Source organism: Shewanella psychromarinicola (assembly GCF_003855155.1).
GTDB lineage: Bacteria > Pseudomonadota > Gammaproteobacteria > Enterobacterales > Shewanellaceae > Shewanella > Shewanella psychromarinicola.
This window is the reverse complement of record NZ_CP034073.1, coordinates 2,389,111-2,402,245: the sequence shown is the minus strand read 5'-3', so window position 1 is coordinate 2,402,245 and position 13,135 is coordinate 2,389,111. Positions and strand designations below refer to the sequence as shown.

11 protein-coding genes are annotated in these 13,135 nt (G+C 42.6%); 2 read left to right on the top strand and 9 right to left on the bottom strand.

Features of this window, described 5'->3' with window-relative positions; all coding sequences use genetic code 11:
• Window positions 1-110 precede the first annotated feature (110 nt).
• The 6 genes from ispH to murJ form a co-directional block, all read right to left on the bottom strand.
• Complete coding sequence (gene ispH, locus EGC80_RS10500; RefSeq protein ID WP_124012212.1) at window positions 111-1,070, bottom strand: 4-hydroxy-3-methylbut-2-enyl diphosphate reductase; 960 nt, start codon at window positions 1,068-1,070, stop codon at window positions 111-113.
• A gap of 12 nt (window positions 1,071-1,082) precedes the next feature.
• Window positions 1,083-1,526 (bottom strand): FKBP-type peptidyl-prolyl cis-trans isomerase, encoded by a 444-nt coding sequence (gene fkpB / locus EGC80_RS10495; RefSeq protein ID WP_124012213.1) that lies wholly within the window; start codon window positions 1,524-1,526, stop codon window positions 1,083-1,085.
• A gap of 2 nt (window positions 1,527-1,528) precedes the next feature.
• Window positions 1,529-2,041, bottom strand: coding sequence for a signal peptidase II (gene lspA / locus EGC80_RS10490; protein WP_124012214.1), 513 nt, complete (start codon window positions 2,039-2,041; stop codon window positions 1,529-1,531).
• Between the two features lie 12 nt (window positions 2,042-2,053).
• Window positions 2,054-4,876 (bottom strand): isoleucine--tRNA ligase, encoded by a 2,823-nt coding sequence (gene ileS / locus EGC80_RS10485; RefSeq protein ID WP_124012215.1) that lies wholly within the window; start codon window positions 4,874-4,876, stop codon window positions 2,054-2,056.
• Window positions 4,877-4,908: 32 nt separating this feature from the next.
• Window positions 4,909-5,844, bottom strand: coding sequence for a bifunctional riboflavin kinase/FAD synthetase (gene ribF / locus EGC80_RS10480; protein ID WP_124012216.1), 936 nt, complete (start codon window positions 5,842-5,844; stop codon window positions 4,909-4,911).
• A 135-nt stretch (window positions 5,845-5,979) separates the two neighbouring features.
• The gene (gene murJ / locus EGC80_RS10475) at window positions 5,980-7,539 is read right to left on the bottom strand and encodes a murein biosynthesis integral membrane protein MurJ (protein WP_124012217.1); all 1,560 of its coding nucleotides are present in this window, start codon (window positions 7,537-7,539) and stop codon (window positions 5,980-5,982) included.
• 258 nt (window positions 7,540-7,797) lie between these two features.
• Here murJ and rpsT point away from each other — a divergent pair, with 258 nt between their 5' ends.
• Window positions 7,798-8,064, top strand: coding sequence for a 30S ribosomal protein S20 (gene rpsT, locus EGC80_RS10470; protein WP_101034567.1), 267 nt, complete (start codon window positions 7,798-7,800; stop codon window positions 8,062-8,064).
• 705 nt (window positions 8,065-8,769) lie between these two features.
• Here the strand turns inward: rpsT and EGC80_RS10465 are convergent.
• Window positions 8,770-9,066 (bottom strand): ArsR/SmtB family transcription factor, encoded by a 297-nt coding sequence (locus EGC80_RS10465; protein WP_101034566.1) that lies wholly within the window; start codon window positions 9,064-9,066, stop codon window positions 8,770-8,772.
• A 132-nt stretch (window positions 9,067-9,198) separates the two neighbouring features.
• On the opposite strand from EGC80_RS10465, the gene EGC80_RS10460 reads away from it, so the two are divergent.
• Complete coding sequence (locus tag EGC80_RS10460; RefSeq protein ID WP_101034565.1) at window positions 9,199-10,644, top strand: M20/M25/M40 family metallo-hydrolase; 1,446 nt, start codon at window positions 9,199-9,201, stop codon at window positions 10,642-10,644.
• A gap of 106 nt (window positions 10,645-10,750) precedes the next feature.
• Here the strand turns inward: EGC80_RS10460 and yaaA are convergent, their stop codons facing one another.
• Together yaaA and EGC80_RS10450 are read right to left on the bottom strand one after the other, a co-directional pair.
• Complete coding sequence (gene yaaA / locus EGC80_RS10455) at window positions 10,751-11,527, bottom strand: peroxide stress protein YaaA (RefSeq protein ID WP_124012218.1); 777 nt, start codon at window positions 11,525-11,527, stop codon at window positions 10,751-10,753.
• Between the two features lie 101 nt (window positions 11,528-11,628).
• Window positions 11,629-13,065 (bottom strand): alanine/glycine:cation symporter family protein, encoded by a 1,437-nt coding sequence (locus EGC80_RS10450; protein ID WP_101034838.1) that lies wholly within the window; start codon window positions 13,063-13,065, stop codon window positions 11,629-11,631.
• Between the last annotated feature and the right edge of the window lie 70 nt (window positions 13,066-13,135).

Genomic DNA, 13,135 nt, shown 5'->3' with positions numbered 1-13,135 from the left:
TTTATAGATTAATCGATTTATCAGCACTATACTCGGTTTATTTTTTAGTACAAAAAACCCGCAAACTAGAATAGCATGCGGGTAAGTTTTACAGCATTTATTGGCGTTAATTAACGTAATTCCGCCGGAACTGCAAACACAGTGTCTTCTTTACGACCTTCAACTTCAGTTATCACACTCGGTGCAAGTGTCGCTATCGCGTTAACAACTTGTTGCACTAGCACTTCGGGCGCTGATGCCCCGGCTGTTACTGCCACTTTCTTCACCCCGTTAAACCAGATTGCTTCAACATCGGCGGCGGTATCAACTAAATAAGATTGAGTACCGGTCTTTTCAGCCAGTTCACGTAAACGATTTGAATTAGAACTATTTTTGGAACCGACAACAATCAATAAATCGACTTCAGCAGACATACTTCTTACCGCATCTTGGCGATTTTGTGTCGCGTAGCAAATATCATCCTTACGAGGTCCTTCAATGGAAGGAAAACGCTGTTTTAGTGCAGTAATGATATCTAAGGTGTCATCGACAGAAAGCGTAGTTTGAGTGACAAAACAGAGGTTATCTGGGTTATTGACCTGAAGATTATTCACATCCTCAGGAGATTCAATAAGATAAACACCACCGTTAGGGTTATCATATTGCCCCATGGTGCCTTCAACTTCTGGATGTCCCTCATGACCAATTAAAATGCACTCAACACCCTTGCGACTTGCACGGGTCACTTGTAAATGTACTTTGGTCACTAGAGGACATGTCGCATCAAACACTTTTAAACCACGGTGTTTTGCTTCTTTTCTTACTGTCTGTGATACACCATGAGCGCTAAAAATAACAATGCTATTGTCTGGTACTTGCTCAAGTTCATCAACGAAAATAGCACCTCGCTGTTTTAGGTTTTCGACCACATAACGATTATGTACGACTTCATGGCGTACATAAATTGGCGGTTCAAATAACTCTAAAGCACGTTCTACAATACTGATGGCGCGGTCTACCCCTGCGCAAAATCCGCGAGGGTTGGCGAGTAGAATATTAAGCTCAGGAGACGTTGGATCAACTTTTAGCATGTGATACCTTTTTTACTCAGTGATGACACTGACAACTTCAAGTTCAAACGTTATCGTGCGTCCTGCTAGTGGATGGTTTAAGTCGACGGTAATTGAATCGCCAGCAGTATCACGAATAATACCCGGTATTTCACTCCCACCAGGACCGCCAAAACTGACAATAACGCCTTCTTCAAGCTCCATATCTGCAGGAAAGCGGCTTCTGTCCATATAATGAACCGCATCTGGATTGGATTCACCAAATGCATCTTTTGCCGCTAAGGTAAATTGGTGCTTATCACCTTCATTTAAGTCTTTAAGCTGGTCTTCAAAAGCCGGACTTAAGCTACCATCACCAATGTTTAAGCGTGAAGGTTTACCTGATGATTTTGTACTTTCAGCTGTAGATCCATCTTCCAGTACAATATTCATATGACACAACAATGAACGACTATCTTGTTTAGTTAAATCTGTCATAGTTACTCTTGCTCCTTCAATGGCTTTGTCTCGGGTCTAAATGAGTCCCAAATGATCAATGCGGCACCCATAAAGATCCCCGCATCGGCTATATTAAACGCTGGATAATGACTGGTATTCCAGTAAAAATCGATAAAATCAACCACGAAACCATGCATTAAACGATCAATCAAATTACCTAATGCACCGCCAATAACTAACGTAAAAGCGAGGTTGCTGCGCCATAGCGAATAAGACTGCTTACGTAACCAGATCGTTAACAAGGTACTAAAACCGAGAGCAATAACGGTAAACAACCACCGCTGCCAGCCCCCTGCGTCACTTAAAAAACTGAAAGCCGCTCCGTAGTTTCGCACATAAGTGAAATTAAAAAAGGGTAAAAGCTGTATAGACTCATACAAATCAAAATTGGCAAGCACCCATTGTTTAGAGAGCTGATCGGCTAAAAACACCAATGCAGCTACCCAATACCAACGCAAGCCACTGTCTTTCCACGTTAATGGTACAGAACTCATGTATATGCTTCCTTAAGCAAAGTCGCGGTGTTCGCCTTCACCTTCAATATTGGTCACACAGCGTTGACACAATGTTGGGTGATCTTCAATGGTGCCAACTTCTTCGCGATAGTGCCAGCAACGCTCGCACTTGTGTGCCGCACTTTTAGCAACCACTAACTTAAGCGAGCTTAATTCAGTTTCGATGGCGTCACTACCCGCTTGTGACATATCGGCAACAGCAGCTTTAGAGGTGATCAGTACAAAACGTAACTCATCACCTACTTTAGCTAACTCAGCGGCTAAATCAGCATCAGCAAACAATGTCACTTCCGCTTCTAATGAACCACCAATACGTTTATCACGACGAGCTTGTTCAAGCACTTTGTTAACTTCGTTACGGACAGCTAATAGTTTCTCCCAGTAATCATCACTTAAATCACTGTCAAGTGTCACCGCTTCTAAACCTTGGTACCATTCTTGGGTAAACACATACTTTTCACGCTTACCTGGTAGCAACTGCCATAGTTCATCAGCAGTAAAGCTTAAAATGGGTGTCATCCAACGTACCATTGCTTCTGCAATATGATAAAGCGCTGACTGGCAACTCCGACGAGCATGACCTTCTTGCTTAGCTGTGTATTGGCGGTCTTTAATAATATCAAGATAAAAACTGCCTAACTCTACTGAACAGAACTGCATCAGCTTTTGAGTCACTAAATGGAAGTTGTATTGATCATACGCTTCAATTATTTCTTGTTGCAGTGCAGCGGCACGACGCACGACCCAACGGTCTAACGCGACCATGTCTTCAGACGGGATCATGTCAGTTTCTGGGTTAAAGCCATTTAAGTTAGCTAACAAGAAACGGGCAGTATTACGAATACGACGGTACGCATCAGCGCTGCGATTTAAAATCTCGTCAGAGACTGTCATTTCGCCACTGTAATCGGTTGCAGCAACCCATAAGCGTAAAATGTCAGCGCCGAGCTTATTGATCACTTGTAATGGGGCTATCACATTACCGACAGATTTTGACATCTTGCGGCCTTTACCATCAACGGTAAAACCATGAGTCAATACTTGCTTATAAGGTGCTTTACCATTCATCGCTGTTGAAATCATTAATGATGACATAAACCAACCGCGGTGCTGATCGCTACCTTCTAAATACAAATCAATTTCATGTCCTTGAAACTCTGGACGCGCAGCAACAACTGAAGAGAATGATGAGCCTGAGTCAAACCATACGTCCAATGTATCAGTGACTTTACGGTACTGATCTGCTTCATCACCTAACAATTCACTTGCATCTAAATCCCACCAAGCTTGAATACCTTGCTGTTCAATGCGATGCGCAACTCGTTCCATTAATGACACGCTGTCGGGATGCAGCTCATCCGTTTCGCGGTGAACAAATAATGTGATCGGTACGCCCCAAGTTCGCTGACGTGAAATACACCAGTCTGGGCGGTTTTCTACCATTTTTTCAATACGGCTTTGACCCCAATCAGGGATCCATTTGGTTTGCTTTATTTCTTGTAATGCTTGCGAACGCAGATCGTGGTTATCCATAGAGATAAACCACTGTGGTGTCGCACGGAAAATAATCGGTGTTTTATGGCGCCAGCAATGTGGATAGCTGTGAAGGTAAGCAACATGAAGTAATAACGCACCTTTCTCTTTTAACAGCTCAACCACATTGGCGTTAGCTTTAAAGACATGCTGACCGGCAAAAAACTCAGTATCGGCTTTATAAACACCGTTATCGCCAACAGGGTTGGCCACTTCCAAACCGTATTTCAGGCCAACAATAAAATCGTCCTGACCGTGACCTGGGGCGGTATGTACAATACCAGTACCCGCATCTGTGGTGACATGGTCACCTAAAATAGCTGGTACATCAAAGGCATAGAATGGGTGGTTAAAGCGCATTAACTCGAGCTCAGCCCCTTTAACTTCGCCTAATAATTGATGGCTTTCAACGCCGTAACGTTCAAGACATGACTCAACAAGCACTTGAGCCAAAATCAATGTTGTGGTTTCACCGTTTTTAACAAACTCAATCAAGCTGTAATCTAACTCGGCGTTTAACGACAATGCACGGTTAGCAGGGATGGTCCACGGCGTAGTAGTCCAAATTGCCATCGCTACTGGTTTAGTATAATTTTCAACGCCAAATTTAGCGGCAACAGCTTGACTATCAACCGCCACAAAAGCGACATCAATAGCCGGAGATTTTCTATCTTCGTATTCTACTTCCGCTTCAGCGAGTGCCGAACCGCAGTCGGTACACCAATGCACTGGCTTAACACCTTTGTGCAAATGACCGCTATCAATCACTTTTGCCAGTGAACGAACAATGTTCGCTTCAGTTGAAAAATCCATCGTCAAATAAGGATTTTGCCAATCGCCTAATACCCCTAAACGAATGAAGTCATCACGTTGACCGTCAACTTGGATAGCAGCATATTTACGACATTCTTCACGGAATTCCGCTGCAGAAATCTTGACACCAGGCTTACCGACTTTTTGCTCAACTTTCAGCTCAATCGGTAATCCATGACAGTCCCAACCAGGGATATAGGGTGCGTCAAAACCAGACATGGTTTTTGACTTAATAATAATGTCTTTAAGAATTTTATTAACAGAGTGACCAATATGAATGCTGCCATTAGCGTATGGAGGGCCATCATGCAGTATGAAAGGTTTACGGCCAATTCGGCTTTCACGGATCTGTTGATACAGTCCATCTTGCGTCCAGCGAGTTAACATTTCTGGCTCGCGATTTGCCAAATTACCGCGCATCGGAAACTCTGTTTCCGGCAAATTCAAAGTAAATTTATAGTCGCTCATTGATCCCATACCATTATTAAAGCTGATTCATTTCAGCTAGCATCGTTGCTAAATAAAGCGCGAGCTTCATTTGCATCATTTAAAATTTGTTTTTTTAGCGCATCCAATGACTCAAAGGGTTGCTCATCACGGATTTTTGCTATTAATTCTACTTCCACTCGTTTGCCGTATAAATCACCGCTAAAATCAAACAAATGGACTTCTAATCTGCAGGTTTGGCCATTTACAGTGGGCCTGAACCCTACATTAGCCACACCGTCATAAATATCGCTGCCATCCCAATACAAACGCACAGCAAATACCCCTCGAACAGGCACAACGTTACGCTTTAATGCTATATTTGCCGTTGGAAAACCGATTGTACGGCCTAATTTTTGTCCGTGAGCAACCCTACCACTTAAAATGAACGGATGTCCCAATAAACGTCTTGCTTGTTCTAAATTCCCTAACGCCAGTTGTTCTCTTACAGCCGTAGAACTTACTCGCGACGACCCAACCACAAAGCTTTGTGTACTGACAACCGTAAAACCAAATTGCTTACCTGCAGCAACGAGCATGTCAAAAGTACCTTCGCGGCCTTTACCAAAGCAAAAGTCATCACCCACGACGAGATATTTAACCCCGAGTTTTTTGACTAATAACTCTTCAATAAACGCTTCAGCAGGTTGATTAGCAAAAGCGGCAGTAAAATTGATACAGAGTAGCTGGTCAATTTTAAGCTCATCGAGTAATCTAATTTTATCGCGCAGAAGACTGAGACGAGCGGGAGCATCAGCACCACGAAAGCGTTCTTGTGGCTGAGGCTCAAAGGTCATTACTGTTGCAGGTAATTGAAAATGATGCGCTTTACTAACCAAGCAGCAGATCACCTGCGCATGACCACGATGGACACCATCAAAATTCCCTATGGTCAAAACGCAACCATGATGAGAAGGTAAAATATTGTGTATACCGCGGATTAATTCCATTACGCTCAATACTGCCTATAGCAAATCGGCAGATTATATACCCAAACCAATGTTAGATGCGAGTTTCAGGCTCAGATTATTACACAGGATTTAGGATAACCTGCCGATCCTCGGTCGGTGGTTCACCTTAGGAAATTATCCCTGGCGTTTAATTTTCCAAGGCCGAACGCCCAATGCCAGTAAACTCAACAAATAAATAACTGCACCGCCTACAATAAGCTCAATCAACATAAACATACGTTCAAAGGTTTGCCATTCAAGCCATACGCTTTGTTGTGGCATAAAATAAATAATGGCAATGGTCATTAAGGCTGTAGAAATGATCACTTTTAATGAGAAAAATAACGTTTGTCGACTCATTTGATAAACGCCCGCTTTGTGTAAACCGCGATATAACAAACTCGCATTTAATAGTGCAGACATTGATGTCGCAATGGCTAAGCCCACGTAGCCAAATGGAATAGCAAAAATAAGGTTAAACACCATATTGCTGACCATGGCAATAATGCCATATTTAACTGGTGTTTTAGTGTCTTGACGCGAGTAGTATCCCGGCGCTAACACTTTAATCATCATAAAACTCAATAAGCCACAACCGTATGCAACCAAGCTGTAGGACGCCATTTCAACGTCATTAAGACTAAAGGCTCCGCGCATAAACAACACCATCAGCATAGGTTTGGCCAGAATAATTAACCCTAACATCGCCGGAGTGCCTAATAGCAAAATGGCTTTAACGCCCCAGTCCATGGTTTGATTAAACCCAGTGCCTTGGGCATTAACATGTTTTTGCGATAATGCAGGCAAAATCACTGTGGCAATAGCAATGCCAAATAATCCTAAAGGGAACTCCAATAGGCGGTCAGCGTAATACAACCAACTTATCGATCCCGTCATCAAGAAACTGGCTATAAAAGTGTCGAACAATAAATTAATTTGTGAAACAGACACACCAAATAAGGCTGGGATCATCAAGGTTCTAATTTTTACCACACCAGGATGATTCCATCCCCACGTTGGCTTAACGAGCACGTTCTCACGAATTAAAAAGGGGATTTGGAACAAAAACTGAATCAGACCACCAAAAAAGACCCCCCAAGCTAAACCAATTTCAGGATTTTCTAAGGTGTGCGCATACCATAAAGCTACCGCAATAATTGCAACATTCAAAAATACAGGCGTAAAGGCTGATACAGCAAACCGTCCACGGGTGTTGAGTATCGAGCCCGCTAAGGCCGTAAAGGTGATAAACCACAAATAGGGAAAAGTAATTTTTAACATAACCGAAGCAAGTTCGAACTTTTCGGCATTAGGCCCGTCATTGAGCCAATCGACGAACCACCCTCCACCAAAAAGGGCCGCTAATACGGGTGAAAAAACGACCCCAAACAAAGTCACAATCGTCACTAGTACGCCTAAGGTACCAGCAACCTTACTGATTAACTCACGAGTATCTTCTGGGGTCATGTTCTCCTGATACTCAGTCAGTACTGGCACAAATGCTTGCGCAAAAGCCCCTTCAGCAAATAAACGTCTTAAAAAGTTAGGTATCTTATTGGCAAAAAAGAATACATCCGCACTACTACCCGCCCCCATTAAATTTGCAATTACCACATCGCGAACTAAGCCTAATACTCGGGAAATCAGCGTCATAACACTGACAATCAGACCTGATTTAAATAATTTTTTGCTCAAACAGCCCCCAGACACTCGGTCACTTCTAAGAAATTAATGGGATTTATAATAAATATTCTATTCTAACGCTGTCACACAGACCGAAGAGCTGGTAGAATTACGCCACATATTACACGAGTTGGGTTGAAGTTTGGCATGCTAGGTTGGATTAATTTATCTTTATGATTATTATTCAACTATAGTCGTTGACAAGACGACAAAAAGCAGGCATATTCCTCGGCCTTAAAAGTATCAAATCCAGTTTTTAGGAGTTGCACCTTGGCTAATAGCAAGTCTGCAAAGAAGCGCGCGCTTCAGTCTGAAAAGCGTCGCCAGCATAACGCTAGTCGTCGCTCTATGTTACGTACATACGTTAAAAGAGTCATCGCTGCTATCAAAAGCGGTGATCATAAAGCGGCTACAGAAGCGTTTGCTACTGCACAACCAATTGTTGACCGTATGGCGACTAAAGGCATTATTCACAAGAATAAAGCCGCTCGTCAGAAGGCTCGCTTAAACGCAAAAATCAAAGCTATTGCAGCTTAGTTTTTTGTAGATTAAGATCCAAAAAACCGGCCTCGGCCGGTTTTTTTATATCTAAATTTTACCCTCTCTATAGGATCTAGCTCGCTACACTGCTAGGATCTTGTCCTTGCTATCGCTTATCACCGCTTGCCACCCTTGCCACGCTTGCCATCGCTTATCATCGCTTGCCATCGCTTGTATCGCCTGCTACCGCTTGTCATCGCTTGTCATCGCTTGTCATCGCTTGTCATCGCTTGTTATCACTTATCACCGCTTGCCAACGCTTGCCAACGCTTGTATCGCTTGCTATCGCTTGTATCGCTTGCTATCGCTTGCTATCGCTTGTCATCGCTTGTCATCGCTTGCCATCGCTTGTTATCGCTTGTCATCGTTCCCTACCGCTTATCATCTCAGAGATAGGAACAGCTTCGCGGCTAAGATTTTATAGGATCTAACGACTTAACAAGGGAAGCAAGGGTACAGAGTGGGCGGCAGACAGAATGGAAACTTTCGCCAATGTCTATTTGAAATGAAGCGCTTGAGATGATCGTTGACAGTATTTATCATACTGACACATTGGTAGTATGAGGTATAAACGTATTGGAATTTATTGGGTATTAACGCGCACAACATTATTAAGGTTAATAACAGCGTTAATAAAACTAAACGCCTTAACTTAAGACACCATTAATGAGATGTATCAGTTAAGACGTTTGCGGAGTTAATTTAGTAACAGTACATATTGTTCAATACTTGAATTAACTCTTTTACCTCATCACTTTTTAATGAATAGAAAACAGTTTGAGCTTCTTTCCTAGTACAGACTAAATTGTCTTTACGAAGCCATGCCAAATGTTGAGATAAAGCCGATTGGCTTAAGCCCAACTTCTTATTCATTTCGCCAACACACATTTCACCTTCATTAAGAAGGTGACACAAAATAAATAATCTACGTTCATTTGCTAAAGCTTTTAGCAACACGACTGCATGATCTGCTTGATGTTGCATTTTTTCTATATTCATCACGCGCTCTTCTCCTCATCGATCCCCACTCTAATATAGCGTTCCCTTACAAATAGAGTCGGGACATGAAGCACACTTTTTGCTAGATTGTTGTGAAAAATGAGACTTAGCTATAATAATCAAAGGAAACTCATGAAAAACTATCACAGAGCCACTCTCGTCGGAGCGGTATTTGTCGCTATTGTTGGCTGCCAAGCAACCTCACCATCAAAAACGGTGGGCGATAATCTGATCATTAATCAGTCAGATGATGCCCAAATCAGTCTGCTGTTAGCCAAACAAGCCTTATCATCGAGTTTGAGCTATGACATTGTTGAATCGCTGACGGTCGAAGTGGGTCCACGATTGACTGGAACAGATAAAGATATTATCGCTGTCGATTGGGCCATGGAAAAACTGTGGTTACTCGGATTTGATAGAGTTTATAAAGAATCAGTCCAAGTGCCTGCTTGGTCTAGAGGGACCGCCCGCGCAAGCATAGTATCTCCTTATGAACAGCCGTTGGTGATCACAGCCTTAGGTGGCAGTGTCGCAACGCCCATTAACGGTCTTAAAGCTTCCATAGTACGTTTTGATAGCTTAGAAGAGCTAACCAATGCCTCGCCTGGGCGCATCGAAGGCAAGATTGTGTTTATCGACCACAAAACTGAACGCCATATTACTGGGAAAGGTTATGGCGAAGCCGTTGGTGGTCGTTCCCGTGGTGCTATCGTTGCCGCACAAAAAGGTGCAGTGGCAATCGTGATCCGTTCTATTGGGACCGATCATGACAGAATGGCCCATACTGGCATGATGCGTTATGAAGAAGGGACGCCTAAAATACCCGCCGCGGCGATGTCAAATCCCGATGCCGATTTAATTAATGCGATGTTAAAGCGAGATCCTAACATCACGCTATCCTTGAACATGACCTCAGAAAACTTAGGAATTGCCACTTCTTATAATGTTATCGCAGAAGTCACTGGTAGCAGTAAACCAGACGAAATAGTCCTTCTCGGCGCTCATCTTGATTCATGGGATGAAGGTACAGGTGCGATTGATGATGGTGCAGGTGTCGCGATTGTTACCACCGCAGCTAAACTTATCCAAGACTTACCACAAAAGCCAGCACGCACAATTCGAGTGGTATTATACGCTGCAGAAGAAGTCGGTATGGTCGGTGGTAAAGCCTATGCAGCGCAGCATGCTGATGAGTTAGACAAGCATTATATTGCTGCAGAATCTGATTTTGGCGCAGGACCTGTCTATAAAATTGATTTTAATGTTAACCCCGCCACATTTGAACAGGTGAAACAACAACACTCAGCCATAACGCTAAACGGGGTTGAACTCGGTAATAACCAAGCCTCAGGCGGACCAGATGTGTCTATGCTGCCAGCATTAGGCGTTCCGGTCGCGTCGTTAAATCAAGATGGTACTGATTACTTTGATTATCACCATACGCCGAATGATACATTGGATAAAATTGATCCAAAAAAACTGGCACAAAGTGCGGCGGCTTATGCTCAATTTGCTTATATGATGGCGCAATCAGAAATTACTTTAAGACCAGTTACCCAGAAAAAACAACAGCACTAATCCGTTTTATCTCTACAAAGAACCTATCTTAATAACTCAAAAAGCCCTTATTTAAGGGCTTTTTTATTGTACTCATTTTGTCCTAATATTATTATTTTCAAATGAGTTACTTTTGTTCATCGCGTAAAAACACCGGTTCTGTCGCCGTTGATTGTGCTTTGCTGTAATAATAACCTTGAAGATCAAACTCGGTTAATTGCTCAACAGTAGCGGGTTTGGTATCAACGATATAACGAGCCATCAATCCACGGGCTTTTTTAGCATAAAAACTGATCACTTTAAATTGACCGCTTTTGAAATCTTTAAACATTGGCGTAATTAACTGCCCTTTAAGCTGGTTCACTTTGACAGATTTAAAGTACTCATTCGAGGCCAGATTGACAATGATATCGTCACCCTGCTCTTTTAACGCCTGATTCACTTCACTAGTAATAATATCCCCCCAAAAAGCATATAAGTTACTGCCTTTAGCGTTAGTCAATTTTGTTCCCATCTCTAAACGATAAGGTTGAATTAAATCTAACGGTTTAAGCACACCATATAAGCCAGATAAAATACGCAGGTGCTGTTGACTAGAAGCCATTTGTGACTCAGATAAATTATCTGCATCAAACCCCGTGTATACATCACCTCTAAACGCAAAAATAGCTTGTTTGGCATTATCGAGCGTAAATGGGGGCTGCCACTCGGCAAAACGAGCCGCATTAAGTCCAGCGATTTTATCACTCACCTTCATTAAGCTGGCAATATCCATTGGTGTTAATGCACGGCATACATCCATCAATGTTTGGCTTTGTTTAAGCAAACTCGGCTGAGTATGAGTATTGGTAATAGGTGGGTTTTCGAAATCTAATGTTTTCGCAGGTGAAACTAAAACCAACATAAGTCTGCTCCAGATAAAATCATATTGTTATCATACTAAATTGATGTAAAAAAACCATGCCGTACTCGCATGGTTTTTTCGATTAGGTTAATAGACAAAACTTATTTATTAACGGGTTCACTGGAATTAGGCCAAATATTTTCTTCTAGCTGATCGGCTAACTCCGGAAACTTACTGGTATCAAAAATAGGATCTATACCGGCATCAATCTGCTCACGATAATCATTAATGACTCGGATCGCCAGACCAGATAACAACACCAGTGCAACAATGTTAACAATGGCCATTAATCCCATTGAGACATCGGCTAAATCCCACACCAAGCTAATTTTGGCTAGCGAGCCAAACATCACCATGCCTAACACCACGACACGAAATAACGGTAAGGCCTTTTTACTATTGCCAAACAAAAACATCACATTGGTTTCTGCATAAGAATAGTTAGCAATAATAGAAGTAAAGCAGAACAGTAAAATGGCAAAAGCAATAAATGCACCACCCCACTCGCCAACATGACTCGTCAAGGCACTAATGGTTTTGGCTATACCATCAGAACTCGCTGCAGCATCTCCTGACAATAAAATAATCGCGGCTGTTGCGGTACAAATAACAATAGTATCGACAAAAACCCCCATCATTTGCACAAAACCTTGTGACGCTGGATGATTAGGGTTTGGCGATGCACTAGCCGCAACGTTTGCCGCACTGCCCATTCCGGCCTCATTTGAAAACAATCCTCGGGCAATACCCGCTTGCATTGCTTGAGCAACACTATAGGCAACACCACCAGCAGCGGCTTCTTGCCAGCCAAATGCACTGTTAATTACCAGCATAAATATATCGGGTAACTTTTCAATATTCATTGCCACTACAACCAATGCGATCGCGATGTAAGCAATCGCCATAACAGGCACAATTAATTCAGAGACTTTAGCTACTTTCTTAAGGCCACCAACAATGACAAAAGCACTGCAGAGCACAATAACAATTCCGACATCGAATGGCTCAAAACCAAAAACCTGAGTCATCGCGCCAGTAATGGTGTTGGCTTGAACGGCATTAAAGACTAACCCAAAAGCTACAATTAACAATAAAGAGAAAACCACGCCCATCCAGCGTTGGCCAAGACCTTTCTCCATATAATATGCAGGTCCACCGCGGTACTGGCCATCACTATCGGTCACTTTATAGACTTGGGCAAGTGTCGACTCAATCATTGCTGTTGCCATACCCAGTACCGCAATAGCCCACATCCAAAACACCGCACCAGGGCCTGCAGTACCAATTGCAACGGCCACACCGGCCATATTGCCCGCCCCCACGCGCGCCGCCATACTGGTACAAAAAACTTGAAATGATGATAAGCCATGCTTGCCTGGACGACGGCTAATCGTCAATACTTTAATACCATGAACAAAATGTGTTACTTGAATAAAACCGAGACGAATGGTAAAAAACAATCCAGCTCCCACCAGCCCATAAACCAATAACTTGCCCCAAAGCAAGCTATTCATAAAATTAATAATCGTTTCTAACATTGCCATATTGTCTAATCTTCCCCGTGAATAATATTATTATTTTAGTCCAGGCTATTGCACTGAATATAAG